A 20,094-nucleotide genomic window follows, 5' to 3' on the forward strand; every position below is an offset into this window, starting at 1 on the left:
TGAGAAGAGTACTGAAGTGCCCCGATCGAGCAAGCTGGCCCACCAGTTCCGCAGTCGAGTGTCGCGCAGTTCCCTGGCGCTCGCCGCAGCTTTCGTGCTGATTGTCACCCTCGCGGTTCCTCTCGGGGCCGGGGCGGCATATGCCGCTGAGCCCTGCGGTCCCGAGTCCAATCCGATAGTGTGCGAAAACTCGAAGCAAGGCACCGATCCAGACGTCTGGGACATCGACGGAGCCGGCGACCGAACTATTCAAGGCTTCGCCACCGAAATCAGTGTGAACGTCGGAAACCGCATCGACTTCAAGATCGACTCTGACGTGCTCAACTACACGGTCGACATCTACCGCACTGGCTACTACCAGGGTCTCGGTGCCCGCTACATCGATCGCGCCGTCCTTGCGCCAAATCGCCCAGCAACACAGAGGGAGTGCATAACCGAAGCGGCCACAGAGCTCTACGACTGTGGCACGTGGGGGGTGTCCGCCTCGTGGAACGTTCCGGCAAGCGCCGTTTCCGGCGTGTATGTCGCACTTCTGAAACGCGCAGACACCGGTGGATCCAGCCACATCATCTTCATCGTTCGCAACGAAGCCAGCACTTCTGACGTTCTTTTCCAAACCTCCGACCCCACCTGGCACGCCTACAACACCTACGGCGGAAGCGACTTCTATCAGGGCGCAGCCAACGGCCGTGCGTACAAGATCAGCTACAACCGCCCGTTCAACACCCGGGCCGATTTCAACGGTCGAGATTTCTACTTCTCCAGCGAATACGCCCAGGTGCGATTCATGGAAAAGAACGGCTACGACGTCAGCTACTTCAGCGGCGTCGATACCGACAGGCGCGGCGCGCTGCTGAAGAACCACAACGTCTTCCTCTCGGTCGGTCATGACGAGTATTGGTCGGGCGCGCAAAAGGCGAACATCGAAGCTGCGCGCGACGCGGGAGTGAACCTGCAATTCCTTGCGGGTAACGAGGGCTACTGGCGAACGCGATATGAGCCATCCGCGGATACGAGTGCCACCGCGTACCGCACGCTCGTGAGCTACAAGGAGACCTGGAGTTATCGAAAGATCGACCCGTCCGCCCAGTGGACGGGAACCTGGAGAGACCCGCGTTACGCGCCCCAGTCAGCGGGCGCGGGGCAACCGGAGAACGCACTGATCGGCACGCTCTATCAGGTCAACTACTCGGACCTTGCGATGAAGGTGACCGCGAGCGAGGGCAAGCTTCGCCTCTGGCGCAACACCAATCTGACGAACCTCGCCGCGGGATCCACCGCGTCCCTCGCGGCGCACACCATCGGTTATGAGTCGAACGAAGACGTCGACAACGGCTTCCGGCCCGATGGACTCATCCGACTGTCGACGACGACCGGTGCGGTGCCGGAATACCTGCAGGACTACGGCAACACAGTGGCGGCCGGAACCACCACCCACCACATGACCCTCTACAAGGCACCGAGTGGAGCGCTCGTCTTCTCCGCAGGAACCATTCAGTGGGCATGGGGGCTCGACGCCGAACATGACGGCAATGGTGCTGCCGCTGATCCTCGGATGCAGCAGGCCCAGGTGAACCTCCTCGCAGATATGGGAGCGCAGCCGGCGTCTCTCGCCGCGGGGCTTGTTCCGGCAACGGCAAGCGCCGATCGGACTGCGCCGACCGTGACCATTGACAGCCCGGCTCAGAATGCGACAGCTGCTAACGGAAAACGTGTCACAGTGTCTGGTACCGCACGGGATGTCGGCGGCAGCGTTGCCGGCGTCGAAGTATCGACCGATGGCGGAGAGACCTGGCACGCAGCAACCGGCACCACCGCGTGGTCATACTCCTACGTGCAGACGGGCATGGGTGCAACGAATGTGATGGCTCGGGCCATCGATGACAGCGCGAACTATCCCGCAACGCCTGTCACCCGCACGCTCAACGTCACCGGTCCGTACTCCTTCTTTGGCGACATCACACCGTCGCGACCGGATAGCGGTGACGCGCAACCGGTTGAACTGGGGCTGCGCTTCACACCGGCTGTCAACGGGTTCGTCTCCGGCGTCCGCTTCTACAAGAGCAGTGCAAACACCGGAACCCACACCGGTTCGCTGTGGCGAAGCGATGGCGTGCGCCTGGCAACGGCTACGTTCACGCAGGAGACCGCGTCAGGGTGGCAGACGGCGAAATTCGACAGTGCGATTTCCGTCACAGCGGGGCAAACCTATGTCGTTTCATACTTCGCTCCACGAGGGCACTACGCGATCGATACAGACTTCGCCGCCTATGCAGACGTCACTCGTCATCCGCTGAAAGTTACGGGCGGTTTCGGGTCACCAGCTGCGGCCGTGTACAACACCAACCAGGGATTCCCGAGTGAAAGCTACGAGCGCAGCAACTACTTCGTCGACCCGATCTTCGACACAGCTGACGCTTCCCCTCTTGGAGCATCGCAGCAGTGGCCGCTTCCTGACTCGTCCAGTGTTTCGACAACGACGGTGATCAGTGCCGTGCTGTCGCAGGCCGTCACTCCCGCGTCCATTCGCATGGTTGTCAAAGACAGCCTCGGCGCCGTGGTGACCGGAGCGACCACGTACAACGCCACCACGCGCACCGCCACATTCACGCCGGCAACTGCCCTCGCCGGTTTTGTGAAGTACTCCGTGTCACTCTCTATCGCGGGAACAACCGGTGAGCAGCCGGTCGCCCGGGGCGAGTGGTCGTTCACGACAGTCAAACCGCCGGCGCAGCCAGGGGTGTGCCCGTGCAGTCTCTACGACGACGGAGCAGTTCCCGGTGTTCTAGAGGTCGGCGATCCTGAAGCTGTGACGCTCGGCGTGCGATTCTCATCCACAGAGAATGGCGTCATCCGGGGTGTCCGCTTCTACAAGGCAGCTGGCAACACCGGAAGCCACGTCGGGACCCTGTGGTCATCCACGGGTCAGTCACTGGCAACAGCGGTCTTCAGCGGCGAGAGCACATCAGGATGGCAGACCGTCTACTTTGCGCAGCCCGTCGCCGTCACCGCAGGAACCGAGTACGTGGCTTCCTACCGAGCGCCGGTTGGTCACTACTCGGTGACCCTCGATGAATACGCGAGTGGAATGAGCAGGGGACCGCTCCAGGTCGCGGCCAACTCCGGTGTCTACAGCTACGCCAATGTGTTCCCGAACACGAGAACAACAACCGGGTACTCCGTAGACGTCGTTTTCGAGAACACTCCAGCGCCGCTCAGCGTTGTGAGCACGACGCCCGCGGCCAACGCCGTGAACGTCGCACGGAACTCGGCGGTATCGATTACATTCTCGACGGCGATCGCCGCTGGGTACGACCTCGCTGTTTCATCGGGCGGCACACGCCTCGCCGGAACGCTCGGGCTGAGCGCGAACCAGAGGACCATCACTTTCACCCCGACCGGGACTCTGCCGGCTGATGCGTCGATCAACGTCACGGCTTCAGGCATCAGATCGACGGGAGGAACGGCACTCGCAAACCAGCAGTGGTCCTTCCGCACCGCTGCGACCAGCCAGTCGACGACAACGCATACGGTGCTCGGGAACGTGACACCTGTCGTTCCCGCAGCAACGGACGATTCAGCACCGGTCGAGCTGGGGATGGCGTTCACGGCAAGCCAGGCCGGTTCGGTCACCGCCATTCGATTCTTCAAGGGAGTCGGAAACAACGGAGCGCACACCGGTTCGCTGTGGAACGCGGCCGGTCAACGTGTGGCGACGGTGAATTTCACCGGCGAGTCGGCGACGGGCTGGCAGACGGCGCGACTGTCCACTCCGGTTCCGTTGACCGTCGGCGCTCAGTACGTGGTGTCCTACTACGCTCCGCAGGGGCACTACTCCTACACCTCCGGATTCTTCGCAACACCACGGGTCTCCGGACCCCTGACAGGAATCACCGGACGCTATCTATATGGCAGTGGCGGTGGCTTGCCGACCTTCTCCTACGAGTCGACAAACTACTTCGTCGACGTGGAGTTCACGCAGACCACGACGACTCCGACGCCGACCCCAACGCCGACGCCGACCCCAACGCCGACGCCGACCCCAACGCCGACGCCAACTCCAACTCCAACTCCAACCCCGACGCCGACGCCGACGCCGACGCCGACTCCAACGCCGACCCCAACGCCGACGCCGACCCCAACCCCGACGCCGACGCCGACGCCGACGCCGACTCCAACCCCGACGCCCACGCCGACCCCGGGACCGGCTGGCGACCCGCTCGCCCAGCCAGGAGTGGTCTCAGTCTTTGGACCAACGGGAACACCCGCGAATACCAACTGGGATGACCGGAAATCGGTGCAGGTCGGAATGGCGTTCACCTCATCGGCTGCCGGTGAAGTCCTCGGTGTTCGTTTCTACAAGGGCACGCAGGACGTCGGTGCTCACGTTGGCACGCTCTGGGGTCCAGAAGGCCAGGCCCTCGCCACCGCAACGTTCGTGAATGAAAGTGCAAGCGGGTGGCAGTTCGCCCTGTTCAGCAACCCCGTCCTCATCCGCTCTGGCGCCCAATACATCGTCAGCTACACGGCGCCGGTCGGTCGCTATTCCGTGACCGCGAACGATCTGGCCAATGCGAGAACCGTTGGACCGCTCACAACCGTCGCCGGAGGGGGCAGGTACACCTACTCGACCGGTCTCCCGTCATTCACCTCTCAGCACAACTACTGGGTAGATGTGATCTTCCGACCCACCCCGTGACGCCCACCATCCACGACCAGCACGTCTTCACCGTGAGGAAAAACATGACACTCGAGAAACTTCGGATCGCCGTCGTCGGCGCCGGCTACTGGGGACCGAACCTGGCCCGGAACTTCTCAGCCAGCCCCGACTGGGATCTGGTCGCGGTTTGTGACCTCGACCGGGAACGCGCTGAGAAAGTTGCAAGCCAGGTCGGTCAGGTACCGGTAGTTACGTCGCTGACCGAGCTACTGGCATCCGAAAATCTCGACGCCATAGCCATCGCGACGCCAGCTCGAACCCACTACCCGATTGCGATGCAGGCGCTCGCCGCTGGAAAGCATGTTGTTGTCGAGAAGCCACTCGCCGACTCGGGCAGCAACGGTGAAGCCATGGTTCTTGAAGCGGCTACGCGCGGACTGATCCTGATGGCGGACCACACCTATTGCTACACACCGGCGGTGTTGAAGATTCGCGAACTCATCGCAGAGGGTGCGCTCGGCGAGATCCTGTTCATCGACTCCGTGCGCATCAACCTCGGACTCATCCAGCCCGATGTGGACGTGTTCTGGGACCTCGCCCCGCACGACCTCTCTATTCTCGACTTCGTTCTGCCCGGCGGCCTGCGGCCGACAGCGGTCGCAGCGCAGGGTGCTGACCCGCTCGGTGCTGGGCGTTCGTGCATCGGCTATCTCACGCTGCCGCTGGAAAGCGGGGCTATCGCCCATGTGCACGTCAACTGGCTGAGCCCCACCAAGATTCGGCAGATGGTCATCGGCGGGAGCAAGCGAACCCTGGTGTGGGACGACCTCAACCCGCAACAACGACTGAGCGTGTATGACAGGGGAGTCGACCTCGGCAAACAATCGGCCGCTCGCGCTGATCGCAGGGACGCGAACATTTCCTACCGGCTGGGCGACACCTGGTCGCCTGCGCTGCCTGAACGTGAGGCGCTTTCGACCATGGCCGCGGAGTTCGCCGCCAGCATCCGCTCCGGACAGCCGTCGCGGACCGACGGAGAAGCCGGACTCCGGGTCCTCTCCGTTCTCGAAGCGGCAACCCGAAGCCTGGCGGAGTCGGGCAGCGCCGTCGTCCCAACCCGAAACGACCGACAGATGGAGACAGCACGATGAGCGAACTACGCGGGACGCAGGTTCTCGTCACAGGAGGAGCAGGATTCATCGGCAGTCACCTCGTCGATCGACTTCTCGCAGACGGTGCCGATTCGGTCCTCGTGCTCGACAATCTGGTGAACGGCAAGCGCGACAACCTTGCCCACCTGCAGGATGACCCCCGCGTGCAACTTCTTGAGGGCGACATCAGGGACGACGATGCTCGACAGCGCGCGCTCGCGGGCACGGACATCGTCTTCCACCTGGCTTGCCTCGGCGTTCGGCACAGCCTCCACGATCCGATGGAAAACCACAGCGTCAACGCCGAGGGCACACTCCAGTTGCTTCAGGCCGCAAAACAGAACGCGGTCGGCAGGTTCGTCTACGCGAGCACAAGCGAAGTCTTCGGCACCGCGCAGGTGGCGCCAATGGATGAGCGGCACCCAACCTGGCCCGAGACGGTATACGGAGGCAGCAAACTCGCCGGTGAGGCGTACACACGAGCTCACTTTCGGACCTACGGAATGGACACCGTCGTCGTCCGGCCGTTCAACACCTACGGCCCTCGAAGCCACTTCGAGGGTGACAGCGGCGAGGTTCTCCCGCGCACAATAGTGCGCCTGCTCGGTGGCATGCGGCCGGTCATTTACGGTGATGGTGAACAGACCCGTGACTTCATGCACGTGTCAGATACGGCTGCGGCTCTGGCTCTCCTGGCGACCGCAGAAGGCGTTGCCGGCCAGACCATCAACCTCGGTTCTGGCACCGAAGTCACGATGAACACCCTGTGCGCGGCGGTCGCGCGAGCTGTCGGTCGCCCGGATCTGGAACCGATTCACGATGACGCAAGGCCGGGAGACGTTCGACGGCTGCTCGGAGATCCGTCTCTGATGCACGCGCTCACCGGATTCGCACCCCGCGTGGCCTTCGAAGACGGCGTAGTCGATCTCGTCCGGTGGTTCCAGAACGGATCCACCGCAGTCGACGACATGCTGACCCGTGTCGAAGAACGCAACTGGGAGCCGGTGACCGCCTGATGTCCCGCATCAACGTGATGAAACCCTGGATGGGTTCCGAAGAAATTGCGGCGCTCGAGGCTGTCGTCGAGTCAGGCTGGGTGGCTCAGGGTCCGCAAGTGGCACGGTTCGAATCTTTATTTGCGGATGCCACGGCCTCCTCGTTCGCTGTGGCCACCTCCAATTGCACAACAGCACTGCACCTCGCCCTCGTCGTCGCAGGTATTCAGGCAGGTGACGACGTCGTCGTGCCGTCGTTCTCCTTCATCGCAACGGCAAACGCACCGACCTACGTAGTTGCACGCCCCGTGTTCGCCGACGTCGACCGCGAAACGGGCAACGTGACCGCCGCGACGATCGAGGCGGCGCTGACCGATCGAACCACCGCGGTCATCGTTGTCGACCAGGGCGGGATGCCGGCAGATCTCGGACCCATTCGAGCGCTGTGCGATCCCCGAGGTATCCGGGTGATTGAGGACTCCGCGTGCGGTGCCGGGTCGACATACCGGGGCCGGCCGGTCGGTGCCGGTGCCGACGTCACGGCATGGTCGTTTCACCCGCGGAAGATCCTGACGACCGGTGAAGGCGGGATGCTGACCACCAACAACCAGGAATGGGCTGACAGGGCCAGGCGGCTCAGGGAGCACGCGATGAGCGTCTCGGCCACCGACCGTCACGCCAGCGTGCTCGCAGCTCCGGAGGAATATGGCGAGATCGGGTTCAACTACCGGATGACCGATCTGCAGGCCGCTGTGGGCATCGTCCAGCTGGGACGACTCGCCGACATCGTAAACAGGCGGAGAGAAGTCGCCGCTTCGTACACCGAGTCCCTCGGCGATGTTGCGGGCATTCGCGTCGTGCGTGACCCGGTATGGGGCACCACGAACTTTCAATCCCTGTGGATCGAGCTGTCGCCTGAATTTGCCCTCAGCCGCGATCAGCTGCTCGAGCACCTCGCCGCCAACGAAATCTCCGCACGCAGGGGAATCATGGCATCCCACCGGCAGCCGGCGTACCGGGGCCGGAACACCGGCACGGCGGATCTCTCTGTCACCGAGCTCCTCACGGATCGCACCCTGATCCTGCCGGTATTTCATCAGATCACTTCTGGCGAACTCGAAAGGGTCGTTGCCTGTATTCGGGAGGCGGCTACCGCTCGCCGGGTCGACCTCTCTTTCGCAGCAGCCGGGAGCTGACCGGATGGAGAAGACGCTACTTGTCGGAGCCAGCGGGCTCGCGCGCGAAGTGCTCGCGGTGATACGGGAAGGGCAGACCCACGTTGTCTTCGGCATCCTGGACGACGGGTGGGCTGACATGTCCGACGAGTTCGATGGTGTTCCCGTTCTCGGCCCAACCGAACGTGCGCTCGATTACGTGGACACCAAACTGCTGGTCTGCGTGGGATCGGGCGTCGCCAGGGAACGGATCGTCGCCAGGCTGACCGAGCTTGGGGTCGGGCCGGCCGGCTACACCACCGTTGTCGACCCGACCGTGCGGAATCCTTCTCGCAGCTCGATCGGCCACGGTTCGATCGTTTTGGCAAACGTTGCTGTCACCGCATCGGTCGCCATCGGGAATCACGTCGTGATCATGCCGAACGTGACATTGACCCACGACGATGTCCTTGAGGATTTCGTGACCGTTGCCGCCGGCGCGGTCTTCGGCGGCGGCGTTCATATCGGCCGCGGCGCCTATATCGGCATGAACGCTTCAGTCCGGCAACACGTCGTCGTCGGAGAGTCGGCCACGCTCGGAATGTCTGCAGCGCTCCTGACCAATCTCCCATCAGGAGAAACCTGGATCGGAGTTCCCGCGCGACAGAAAAACAACGCGCCCATCGTCGGTTCAGCAGAGATCCAGGGGTGAATCCGATGCACATCCTCGTTTGCCCACACGAGCTCACCGTCGGTGGAAGTCAGATCAATGCTCTCGAGCTTGCGAGGGAAGTCCGGGACGCTGGCCACCGAGTGACGATATACGCCGCGCCGGATGTACTCGTGTCAACGATCGAAGAATTCGGGCTCGACTACATTCCCGCTCCACCACGTAAGCACCCTCTCGACGTTCGGGCCATCAACGCCCTCACGCAGACAGCTCGCCGGCTCGGAGTCGACGTCGTGCACACCTACGAGTGGCCGCCCAGTCTTGAGGCGGCCTACGGGCCAACGAGGTCGCTTGGTATCCCGACGGTCATGACTGTGTTGTCGATGGATGTTCCGGACTTCCTCCCGCATCACTTGCCCATCATCGTCGGTACCGAAGGACTGGCTGCCGAAGCGCGCGGCCGCGGTCGCGACACCCATGTGATCGAGCCGCCCATCGACGTCACGTCCAATCATCCGGACGCATGTGAGAACGCTCGGACTGATCTGAACCTGAACGCGGATGCGTTTGTGACCAGCGTGGTCGGTCGGCTGTCCGTCGAACACGAAAAGTATTTCGGCGTGCTCGAAGCGATTGCCGTCGTTGACGAGCTTGCGCGCACGAGCAGGGTGACTTTGGTGATTGCCGGTGACGGAGAGGGCATGGTCAAGGTGCGCTCCCGAGCGGAAGACGTGAATGCGCGCCATGGAGCTGACGTCATCCGCGTGATGGGAAACCTTCTCGACCCTCGCCCGGCATATGCCGCCGCAGACGTCGTCCTGGGGATGGGGGGATCAGCGCTGAGAGGAATGGCGTTCGCCAAGCCTCTTGTCGTTCAAGGCGCCGGTGGTTTCTGGCGGCTGCTGACTCCCGAAAGTCAGCGACAGTTCCTCACCGACGGGTTCTTCGGTCACGGTGGCGGGGGAGTGACGGATCTCAACCCGATACTGCAAGCACTTCTCACGGATCCTCGTCGTCGCTCAGAACTCGGCGCTTTCGGACGCGATCTTGTCGAATCACGCTTCGACGTCAAGCTGGCCGGACGGCGACTTGCGCAGATTTACGCGACGGCGTCCAACACAGGCGGGCAACGATCACGGGCGGCTCGCTCCCTTGCCACGACAACCTACGAATTCGCGAAGTTTCGCACGGCCATGCGCCTGCAATCACTGCGCGGCGACCTGGAGAAGGAGTCCGCTCGTGGCTGACAACTCCTCACTGAACGGACAGATCGCTCGCGGCCTCGCATGGAGCAGCGTGAACAGCCTCCTCCTCCGAATGGGCAGCTTTGCTGTTGGAATCGTGCTGGCCCGGCTCCTCGCGCCGGAGCAGTTTGGTGTTTTCGCGGTTGCCCTCACGGTGCAGACGGTACTGATGACTCTCGCGGACCTCGGCATGAGTACAGACCTCATCAGGTCTGAGTCGCCCAGGGAGAAGGCGCCAACCGTCGCAACCCTGGCTCTTGTGGCTGGGGCGTTCCTTGCGCTCGGGATGGCTTTGTCTGCGCAGAGTCTCGCCGATCTGCTCGGGAGCCCAGAGGCGGGCCCTGTCATCGCCGTGATGTCGGCATCCCTCTTTCTGGCTGGCGCCGGCGTCGTGCCATACGCCGCACTCCAGCGAGCTTTTGCCCAGAAGAAACTGTTCGGAATCGCAATAGCGGATTTTGTTGTCGGAACATCGATCACAATCGTCCTCATCCTGCTCGGGTGGGGAGTCATGGCATTGGCCATCGGACGGCTGGCTGCCCAGTGCGTTGTTCTCCTCCTGCAGTACGCGTTATCCGGCGAGAAGGTGCGGCTGGGATTCGATCGACGGCTCGCCCCCGGGATCCTCGCATTTGGTGTTCCCGTGGCCGGAGCGAACATGCTGTCCTGGGCCTTGCTAAACGTGGACAGCGTTGTGATTTCACGATTTGCCGGAGCGTTATCCCTCGGGTTTTACTACCTCGCGTTCAACGTTTCCAACTGGCCGATGAGCGCAATCGGGCAGGTTGTTCGGTCGGTTTCCATCCCCGCCTTTGCGAGGCTGAAGTCCCGTGGAACAGACAGGTCATTCTCGATCGCGCTCGGTCCGGTGTGGGCGGTGGCACTCCTTGCCGGGCTGATGATCGCCGTTCTGGCAGCGCCGCTGATCGACGTTCTCTATGGCTCCAAGTGGGCAGTAGCCGCGACAGTGCTCGTCTGGCTCGGTATGTTCGGGGCACTGCGGACCGTCTTCGACCTCGCCGCGTCGTTCCTTCTCGCCCGTGGGGCGTCGCGAGTCACGTTCATCGTGCAGGTGGTGTGGATAGTCGCGCTCATTCCGGCGACGCTGGTCGGGGTGAACGTCGCGGGCATAGTCGGTGTTGGGATCGCGCACCTCGCCGTTGCGCTCCTGGTCGTGTGTCCTGCCTATGGCGTCGCGCTTGTCCGCAACGGCGCTGACCTTCGTGCCGCGCTTGGCGCTCTCTGGCCCCCGATCCTCGCAGCGGCTCCCGCGGGACTCACTGCCGCCCTGTTGCTTGCCGCGATCCCCGATCCGGTGACCGGGTTCGTTGTGGCCGGTTTCGTCGGAACCCTCCTCTACGGCCTTGTCATGTGGCGATGGCTCCGACGGCGCGTTGCGGTTCTCCGGGAGTGGACTTCCGCACCCGCCGTGCCACTTCTTCCCACCACCGAAAGTTTTTCACCCCTTGTTGTTGAACCAGGAAAAGGAACGTCATGATGCAGGTGCCATTGGTTGATCTCAGCCGTCAGCAGTCTCAAATCGCCGATCAGATCAGGGAGGGATTCAACCGGGTGATCGCCGAGAGCAGTTTCATTCTGGGGCCGCAGGTCGAAGAATTCGAAGAGCTGTGGGCAAACTACTGCGGAGTTACGCAGGCGGTCGGAGTTGGGAACGGTACCGATGCGATTGAATTGGCGCTCCGAGCGGCAGGCATCGGGCCCGGCGATGATGTCCTGATCCCCGCGAACACGTTTGTCGCCACGGCAGGAGCGGTCATGCGCACCGGAGCGTCGCTGGTGCTCGCTGATTGCGACGACAACTACCTCATCTCCGTCGACGACGTTCAACGACAGATAACCCCAAACACCAGGGCGGTGATTGGTGTTCATCTCTACGGGCAGGCGGCACCAATAGAACTGCTTCGCGCGGGCATCGGAACAGACATTGTTCTCGTGGAGGATGCTGCACAATCCCAGGGAGCCCGACGCTACGGAAAACGTGCGGGTTCGCTAGGGACGGTCGGTGCAACAAGCTTCTACCCGGGTAAGAACCTCGGCGCATACGGCGACGCCGGCGCTGTGATGACCGATTCCGAAGAGATCGGGAACGCGGTCAGGCGGCTCCGTAACCATGGCGGGACTGCGAAATACGAGCACCCCGAGGTTGGATTCAACTCAAGAATGGACAGCCTCCAGGCCGTCGTGCTCTCAGCGAAGCTGGCGCTGCTCGACGAATGGAACGCTCAACGGGCGCGGGCAGCTGAGCGGTACACCGAGTTGCTCTCAGATGTAGAAGAAATTGTTCTTCCGCAGGTGGCAGAGGGCAATGAGCACGTTTATCACCTTTACGTCGTTCGGGTTCCCCGGCGGGATGACGTTGTGGCTCAACTTAACGCCTCGGGGATCGGAGCCGGAATTCACTATCCACGTCCCGTCCACATCCACCGGGCATACGCGGGGCTCGGCTATTCCAACGGCGACTTCCCTCGAGCGGAGCAGTTCGCGCGAGAGATCATCTCATTGCCGCTATACCCGGGAATCTCAATGGATGAGGTGCAGTACGTGGCCGACACATTACGTCGGGCGGTGAGTTCGCGATGACCCTGGTAGGCAAAACTGAAGGCCTGGACGCCAGGATCAAAGTTCGCCCACGTAATGCCGGCGGACCTCCCGCCACGGTGTCAGTTGTCATCACCTGCTTCAATTACGGACGGTTTCTGTCACAGGCAGTGCGAAGCGCCGTGGCGCAGGAAGGCGTGATCGTCGACGTCGTCATTGTCGATGACGCGTCGACCGACGACAGCCTGGCGACTGCGCGGTTCCTCGAACGAGAGGACCAGCGCGTCAAGGTCCTGGCGCATGACAAAAACGAGGGCGTCGTTCAGGCGTTCAACAACGGTGCTGCTCTCGCCACAGGCGAGTTTGTGGTGAGGCTCGATGCCGATGACGTACTTGTCCCAGGCTCGCTGTATCGGGCAACCCAGGTGGGGCGCGTATACCCATCGGTGGGCCTGATCTACGGTCACCCCTTGCACTTTGAGGGCACCACATTGCCGACGCCGAGGTTGAACCCGACCGGGTGGACCGTGTGGCCGGGACGCGAGTGGCTGGCCGATCGGTGTCGGTCGGGTTCCAACGTCATCACCTCGCCAGAGGTGGTCATGCGTAGGTCCGTCTTGACGGAGATCGGAGTCCAGGCGCCCCTCAGCCACACACACGATATGGAGTACTGGCTTCGGTTCGCCGCCTTTTCAGACGTCGCGTACGTGCGGGGAGCGGACCAGGCGTGGCATCGCGAGCATTCAGCGAGCCTCTCCGCGACGCAGGTGGATCCCCTGAAAGATATGCGTGGGCGGATTGACGCGTTCGAGACGCTCTTCGCCGGGGCCGCTGGTTCGATCCCTGCGGTGCGCAGCCTTGCGCCGGTGGCAGCAGCAACGCTCGCGAGGCAAGCTGTGTCGGTTGCGCAACACGAGCTCGATCAGGGGTTGCCGGATCCGGCGATTTTCGAAGCGTACCTCGCCATGGCGAGGACTCTCGACGGGACAGTTACTTCATCACCGGAATGGGCCCGCATTCTTCGGACTCAGGCCCGCCGAGCTTCATCAACACGTCCGACTCTTGGCTCTTTTGCACGCCGGTTGCGCGGACGGGTTCAAACAGACATCAGGTGGCACAGGTGGCACAAGGAAGGAGTGTATTGACATGGTGAGCGAGCAAATACGCGTTACCGAGATCGTTCGGCGGCTTCAGTCAGCCGGGCTGAAGGGGATTGCGCAAAGAAGCGTTCGCGCACTCTATCGGCGACTCGACGTTCCTTCGATCGACTTCACGATTCGGCCAGAAGACCTCGCCGATTCAACCCGGCTTCCCGAACGGAATCGGGTGGCAGCGTCGCCAACCGACGGGCCGAAGAGAATTGGCATCGTGTGTACTGCCCCTGGGCCAGGCTCTGGTGGGCACACGACTCTCTTTCGAATGGTGCAAGGTCTCGAGGAGCGCGGATATGCCTGCACCTTGTTTCTTTATGACCCACACCGTGGTGAAATGACCCGGAGGGAAGCGGTCATTCGAAATGGCTGGCCCTGGCTTTCAGCGAAGGTGGCAAATGTCGACGACGGGCTCGACGGCATAGATGCCGTTATCGCCAGTTCATGGGAATCGGCCCATGTGATCGCGTCCAGGTCTGACCTGCCGCCAGCGCGACTCTATTTCGTGCAGGATTACGAGCCGTATTTCTATCCGCGAGGATCCCTGTACACCTACGCCGAAGACAGCTACCGCTTTGGTCTTCGAACGATCGCCCTCGGAAATATGGTTGCAGCGCTCGTCCAGAACGAAGGGGTGACCGTCGACGTCGCGCCGTTCGGATGCGACACCGAAACGTACTCGCTTCACAACGTCGCGGGTCGCTCCGGAGTTGTGTTTTACGCGAAGCCCGGCAACGATCGCCGCGGCTACGAACTGGGGAAGGCGACACTGCAACTGTTCCACCAAAAACATCCCGAAGTGGACATCCACATTTACGGGGATCCGGTTGCGGATTGGGAGATTCCTGTGATCAGGCACGGCCGCCTAACGCCGGATGAGCTGAACGATCTCTACAACGAGACGATCGGCGGACTTGCCCTTTCCTTCACGAATATCTCACTCGTCGCCGAGGAGATGCTTGCAGCGGGGGCCAGACCGGTTATCAACGATTCCTCGCTCGCGCGAGCGGACCTGGAGAACACGCAAGCCGTGTGGGCGGTACCGACGCCCGGCGGGCTGGCGGAGGGTCTTGCACAGATTGTCCGCCAGTCGGTCGACGCGGCTCGCCCAGCCGACGCTGCGCGTCACGTTCGTCGAGGGTGGGGGAAGGCGCAGCAGGTGGTCGCTGATGTGGTTCGGGATGAACTGAGCCGGGCAGAGCATCTAAGCGGGGACGAATACCACAGCGGGCGCGCGGCTACAGCGGGTACGAACCCGATGGCTGGGAACAGCGCCGCGCACCATCCAAACCTCGACCTTCGCGGAGGGCGGGAACCCAGCCGAACCGCGTAACCGTTCCGCATCGACGGCCGTGCTGGTCACGGTCGTCGATGCGTTTTCATGTGGCAGAGTCAACCATCGTGTTCACGGGAACTCTCCACGCGATCGCTCCCGCATGCGTGAATCGAGGGAAGGTCACCTCAGGGCGCGGGATTCGTTGGTTGCGATCCACGAGGCAGAGCCAGCGACGCCGAGCATCGTGAAGAAAATGGCTGCAGCCATGGGGAAACTCAGGCCGTCGAAGAAAAGAAAGGTGACAGTTCCCGCCGCGATTGACGCTGCGATGGCGAATCGCTTCTGCGCAGCCGCGAAGTCTGTCATCGCGCGGCCGGAACGCCAGGACACGACCATCGCTGTTCCGACCATTACTGCGCCGGCAACGAGGCCAAAGATACCGAGCTCGATAATCAAGAGCAAAATCTGGTTGTCGAGTATGAGGTACTGCGGAAGGAAAGTGCCGAATCCGCGACCAAACAGTGGGTTTCGTGAGGCGATTTCCAGCGCCTGGTCGTAGGCATTGGTGCGGGAAACGGTGCTCGAGTCGCTGCCGACGCCGAGAAACAGGCCCCTGATCGTACCGGCCATGCCCGGTACAAGCACGTAGACGGCTCCCATCAAAGCGATCACCGCTCCGAGGGCTGCGAGCCGGATTTTCCGTGGCCACCCGGGCACGAGAATGAGAACCCCAACAGCTACGCCGATCAGCGCGGACCGAGAGACGGAAAGCATGGACGCGAACGCCATGACCGCGACCGGAAGCCAGCGAAGCCAGGGTGACCTCCGGCTTTCTGTCAGTGCTATCGCTATCCCCAGCGGAAGTGCCATGCACAAGACGACTCCGTATTCCAACGGGTGTGACGCAGTTCCGGCGGATCGTACGAACCCTGCCCGGCTTTGCACGTTGTCAAAGTTGCCGTCCCGAATGAAACCCGGCAGCGATATCCAGTCGACAAGCGACACGCCCGTCCAGAACTGCGCAAGCCCGAGCGTTGCCATCAACCCGCCGATGACGACGATTCGCCGCAGGAGCGCATCGAGTCGTTCGTGGGTTTGTATTCCGTCGTTAGCGATGAGCGCAACACCCACCCATCCGACCATGCGGAGCACCCCGCTGTCAGCGGGGCTCGACTCAGACGAGGGAATCCCCAAAAAGCTTGCAAGCGCGTAACTCACGAGGACGACACCGGTGAAAATGAGCAACGTGATGCGGACCGGTGCTGAACCTGACGTCACGGGAACCGGCGTGCTGACTCGGTGAAGGGCCCACCACAAGAGCCCTGCCAAGGCAAACAGGGTGGACGGCCGCCCCAAAGAGCCCAGGGCGGGGATGACCAGGTAAGAAGGGATTGCACAGGTCAGGACAAGATAGAGCGTCAGAAATGAGACGGCGTCGAATGGACGTTTGCCGCCCCGCCGATCCAGAGTCGACTGTAAGGGGCTACTCCGCAGGGACATGAGACCTCCCCTGTCGGTTACGACGGTTGGCGACTCTGCGGTCAAGGTAGACCGCTGTCCCGATGGTGAGCCCGCCTCCGACAATCGTGAGGGCGATGAGCCCTTTGGCTGTGCTCATGCGTGTTGCACCGAATGAGGTGATCTCAATGCTCTCGGGTGCGGTTTCAATCGTGATGTACTTGCTCGCGTCCGTACCGCTCTCGGCCTGGACGTTTTCCGCGGTTCGTGAAATATCCTGAACGATCCCTTTCATCACGCTTTCGACGTTCTCTGGAGACGAGTCCACTACCTGGACGGAAATCACGGGTCGGTTGAAAGAGCGCTGCCACTGGCCGCCGGCGTCGACGAGGGAGATGGAAGCCCCTTCTCGCACACCAGTTCCGAACAGGGGGGCCGAAGGCGACGACAATTTCAAGGAGGTGCGTCCTTCGTTGACTTTCTCTCCCACCAGACCGGTGAAGTTGATCAGTGTTTCAGCGAATCCGTCATTCAATCCTCGAATACCGACGTTCCCGGGGAGGACGAATAACACGTCGGTTTGGGCCGAATACACGCGGGGGCTGTCGTCGAGGGCGAGAAATGCCGCTGTGGTGCACGCAAGTCCAATGAGGACCACGTACCATCTGGCGAGCAACACTCTCCAGAGTGCGAGGACGGTCATGAGCGTGACGCACCAACGCTCTCCGGTGAGGTCGACGGATCCTCTTGTTCGCTCGGTACTTGTTGGACGCGAACCTTACGTTTCTTGCGGGGGATCTGGCTGGTTGGCAGCGCTCCGACGGGGCTGGTGTCCCGCTGGTCAGCGTGCGGCACGCTGACGGGCGACCGGACCTCTTCTGTGACACCTGCCAGCTCTGTCAACGTTGGATTCCTCGGAGGGCCGAAGCCGTCGACGGGCTCGGTGTGTTCAGTCTTCGACTGGGGCTCTGCGTCGTCCGGATGCAATTTACGTCGTCGCTTGCTGAGTAGGATTCCGTCAATCAGGCCTGCGAGGAGAAGAGTTCCCACGATTCCGCCGGCGGCGACGAAGATCAGTAGCTGAACGCGCTGCTTCTGTTCGATGGTTGGTTCGGTGTCAACCACGACCGTCATGAGCCCGATACGCAGGTAGTCCTCGATCGAGAGCTCATCCTGCATCGCGTCGAGCGAGATTGGGATGGTATCCAGTGCCGCGGCCAGAACGTCCATGGTTTCGTCTGCAGCTGGCCCCGTTGCCACTACCTGGATGATGGACCCGCTCGTGTCTCGATCCGGTTCGATTGTGTAGCTGGTGCCAGGGTGGGCGTCTAGAACGGGGTCGACGATTTCTGCGGCGTTGACGTGCCGTGTGAGGACGTCGAGAGCCTGTCCCATGCCGCCAAGGAAAAGGTACGGGTTTCCCTCGTCGCCTACGGTCGCCGACGGGGGCATGAGGACGACGCTTCCTTTGGCCTCATAGGTGGCTGGCACTTGCGCATAGATGTAATAGCAGCCGGTGGCGGTGAGGAGCAGGCCGGCGACGACCAGATACCAGCGTCGTTTGAGTACTGAGAACGTTTCCGCAAGTCGCATTAGTTGTGTCCCATTTCCATCGCTCTTGGCAATCCTCTGGCCGTCTGGCGTCCTGGTGCTTCGTCATTTCGAGGAAGCGGAATTGTGCCTGCTTCCCACGACGTGTTCTGATCCCACGCGACAGAGAGTCGCGATGTCCAACGCCTCGTGCAGGCAGCGGTCGCTGGCCCGCCGCCGCAGGGAGAATTTCGGGTCATGTCGATCGTGTTCCCCTCCGGCGTATCCAAAAGTCGAGCTTTCCTCACAACTCTGACAGAGATGCTCTGTGACCAAGCGTCCCAATAAGGGGGGAGCGCTCGGGTGTGTGCGCCGGACGGCGCGTTCGCCAACCTTGCGACGCGAGCTATTGGGCCACGCGGTAGATGTGATAGCTGTATTCATCGGCGAAGGTGTCCGTGAACCGTCCGGAGGAATCCACCTCGATCGTCCTGTCCTCGAACAGCACATCGAGAGTTGTACCCGTGACGCCAGGCGGCACGGTGAAGGTCCGTTCGCCCGGCTGGGTTTTGCCGTCAATCATCGCGAAGATGTATGCGTCACCATCGTGCGTCTTGAGCATGGTGTCCGTCCCAGCTCCGAAGGAGTAGTCATACGATTGGGAGTTCAATACGGGAGCGAGTTCGGCGATTCGGGTGTTGATGGTTTTCGCTGCCTCGATCTGCTCGGCGCCGCAGAAGTTCTCCACCACCTGCGATTGACGGAAGACGTTGCCGCTCTGACAGGGACCATTCAAGCTTTGGTTGAAGTAGGCGATCCCTCGAGCTTCATGTATCAGTGAATTCATCACTGCCCCCTGAAGCTGCCCCCCGGTGATGTGCGCCGTGAATTCTCCACCGCCGGGGCCACCGTTGAGGTTCTCGATCCACTGCCACATCGGTTGAAGTTTGCCGTCAGCAGCATCGCGAGTCCGAAGCGACTCCATCGTCTTCCCGTAACTCGACGCGGTCCGACAATTGCTCTGCTTGACCGGCGTGATGTAGACGTCCCGATAAGGGAGCAGGCTGCAGTAAGGGATTGTGTACCAGTACATGTCAATGGACACGACATCGGTGTAGTCGTTGATGAATGCTTCCGCGTCCGAGGTGGGAAGGTCCGTGCCCATCACCATTTGAGTGAAGTTCGCGTAGTTGAACCGCCCGTTGCCAGCGTTCTCGTCCACACTTTTCTGAAGACGATCGCGGCCTTGTTCTGGGGTGAATCGACCGTCGACTTCATCGTCAAGGAAATTTCCCACCCAGTTCTTGCTGGACTCGGAGAATGTGTCGTTCAAGGGTCCGCCGATCCAAAAGACCCCGTTGTTTTCGAACAGGCTGTATGGCGTGCCCTCCCACATGCCGCTGTACGTGTTGATACCGAGGGTCTTGTCGTATTGCACCTCTTCATCGTTCGAGAAGCTGTTGAACCACGCGAGGATGGGAAAGAAATCCGGTTCGTCCCAGCCAGCGGCGTCTGCTGCAGGGAACTGCTTCCAATAGGAAGGGCCGCCCTCCCACGGAATCCGAGGGAGCGGGAGCGTCTTGTCGCTGTTCGCCCGAGGAGTCGTTGTCGCTTGTCTCGGAGCTGGAGACGACGGAACTTCGCCCTCGGTGAAATGGATGTCGACGAAGTAGTTCGCGTTCAGATGATTGTCCTCGGGAAAACCGCCTCCGTACGTGTAGACCCCCGCGCCCGCGGGCATCGACAGATTCCCGCGGGCGAGCGCCGAGTCGAACCCTTGCGCGTCTGCTGAGTATTGCCCAGCGGGGGAGTAGTAGGACACGACGTAGCTTTTCCCGGCGCGAATTGGAACGGGAGTGCGAAATTGCGCCGTCTGCCAGCCGGACGGGGACTCATCCGTGAAGGTGGTTCGAGCAAGTAGAGAACCCGACTCATCCCAGAGCGAACCGGTATGGGTTCCCGTGTTCTCGGGTCCCTTATAGAACCGCATGCTGTCGACCGTCCCATCCCTGGCGCTGCTGAATCTCATTCCCAGCTCGACCGGCTCTGGATCGGAAACGGTGACGATTTTCGGTGTCGCGCGAGGGCTCAACGCGGTCTCGCCACCATCGACCTGAGGCCGGTCCCCACGCACGATGGCGACCACGGCAAGGCTGAGCACCAGGGCTATCGTTATCGAGACAACCGTGGCTGCTCGGCCAAAACGGCGGCGGTTTGTCGGTTGGGATGTCGGAACGCTCATGCTT

General features: G+C 61.9%; 14 protein-coding genes. 10 read left to right on the forward strand and 4 right to left on the reverse strand.

All coding sequences use genetic code 11. The features are described 5' to 3' along the window. Positions 1-16: 16 nt before the first annotated feature. From D9V28_RS16115 to D9V28_RS10450, 10 genes are all read left to right on the forward strand, one after another. Entirely contained in the window at positions 17-4,699 is a 4,683-nt protein-coding gene (locus tag D9V28_RS16115; RefSeq protein ID WP_220700483.1) for a DUF4082 domain-containing protein, read from the forward strand. Positions 4,700-4,743: 44 nt separating this feature from the next. Then, positions 4,744-5,811, forward strand: a complete 1,068-nt coding sequence (locus D9V28_RS10410; protein ID WP_121659612.1) for a Gfo/Idh/MocA family protein — start codon at positions 4,744-4,746, stop codon at positions 5,809-5,811. Beyond that, a complete protein-coding gene (locus D9V28_RS10415; protein ID WP_121659613.1) occupies positions 5,808-6,827 on the forward strand; it encodes a GDP-mannose 4,6-dehydratase in 1,020 nt (339 codons plus the stop codon). The genes D9V28_RS10410 and D9V28_RS10415 overlap by 4 nt, the downstream gene beginning before the upstream one ends. A gap of 29 nt (positions 6,828-6,856) precedes the next feature. Next, positions 6,857-8,002, forward strand: coding sequence for a DegT/DnrJ/EryC1/StrS family aminotransferase (locus tag D9V28_RS10420; protein WP_229727796.1), 1,146 nt, complete (start codon positions 6,857-6,859; stop codon positions 8,000-8,002). 4 nt (positions 8,003-8,006) lie between these two features. Continuing rightward, positions 8,007-8,672, forward strand: coding sequence for a NeuD/PglB/VioB family sugar acetyltransferase (locus tag D9V28_RS10425; RefSeq protein ID WP_121659614.1), 666 nt, complete (start codon positions 8,007-8,009; stop codon positions 8,670-8,672). A 5-nt stretch (positions 8,673-8,677) separates the two neighbouring features. Then, positions 8,678-9,877, forward strand: a complete 1,200-nt coding sequence (locus D9V28_RS10430) for a glycosyltransferase family 4 protein (protein WP_121659615.1) — start codon at positions 8,678-8,680, stop codon at positions 9,875-9,877. After that, complete coding sequence (locus tag D9V28_RS10435; RefSeq protein WP_229727794.1) at positions 9,870-11,372, forward strand: lipopolysaccharide biosynthesis protein; 1,503 nt, start codon at positions 9,870-9,872, stop codon at positions 11,370-11,372. The genes D9V28_RS10430 and D9V28_RS10435 overlap by 8 nt, the downstream gene beginning before the upstream one ends. Next, positions 11,369-12,475 (forward strand): DegT/DnrJ/EryC1/StrS family aminotransferase, encoded by a 1,107-nt coding sequence (locus D9V28_RS10440; protein WP_121659616.1) that lies wholly within the window; start codon positions 11,369-11,371, stop codon positions 12,473-12,475. Before D9V28_RS10435 ends, D9V28_RS10440 begins: the two co-directional genes overlap by 4 nt. Further along, positions 12,472-13,578, forward strand: a complete 1,107-nt coding sequence (locus D9V28_RS10445; RefSeq protein ID WP_121659617.1) for a glycosyltransferase family 2 protein — start codon at positions 12,472-12,474, stop codon at positions 13,576-13,578. The genes D9V28_RS10440 and D9V28_RS10445 overlap by 4 nt, the downstream gene beginning before the upstream one ends. Positions 13,579-13,921: 343 nt before the next feature. Further along, positions 13,922-14,917: a rhamnosyltransferase WsaF family glycosyltransferase gene (locus D9V28_RS10450; RefSeq protein WP_147440964.1), complete on the forward strand. Its 996-nt coding sequence runs from the start codon at positions 13,922-13,924 to the stop codon at positions 14,915-14,917. A gap of 123 nt (positions 14,918-15,040) precedes the next feature. On the opposite strand, the gene D9V28_RS10455 is transcribed toward D9V28_RS10450, so the two are convergent. The 4 genes from D9V28_RS10455 to D9V28_RS10470 form a co-directional block, all read right to left on the reverse strand. Next, positions 15,041-16,138: an O-antigen ligase family protein gene (locus D9V28_RS10455; RefSeq protein WP_188422836.1), complete on the reverse strand. Its 1,098-nt coding sequence runs from the start codon at positions 16,136-16,138 to the stop codon at positions 15,041-15,043. Between the two features lie 205 nt (positions 16,139-16,343). Further along, a complete protein-coding gene (locus tag D9V28_RS10460) occupies positions 16,344-17,021 on the reverse strand; it encodes a hypothetical protein (RefSeq protein ID WP_121659620.1) in 678 nt (225 codons plus the stop codon). After that, positions 17,018-17,911 (reverse strand): hypothetical protein, encoded by an 894-nt coding sequence (locus D9V28_RS10465; protein WP_121659621.1) that lies wholly within the window; start codon positions 17,909-17,911, stop codon positions 17,018-17,020. The genes D9V28_RS10460 and D9V28_RS10465 overlap by 4 nt, the downstream gene beginning before the upstream one ends. A 343-nt stretch (positions 17,912-18,254) precedes the next feature. Beyond that, entirely contained in the window at positions 18,255-20,090 is a 1,836-nt protein-coding gene (locus D9V28_RS10470; protein WP_121659622.1) for a DUF4082 domain-containing protein, read from the reverse strand. Positions 20,091-20,094: the final 4 nt, after the last annotated feature.

This window comes from Mycetocola zhadangensis, assembly GCF_003668565.1.
GTDB classification, from domain to species: domain Bacteria; phylum Actinomycetota; class Actinomycetes; order Actinomycetales; family Microbacteriaceae; genus Mycetocola_A; species Mycetocola_A zhadangensis.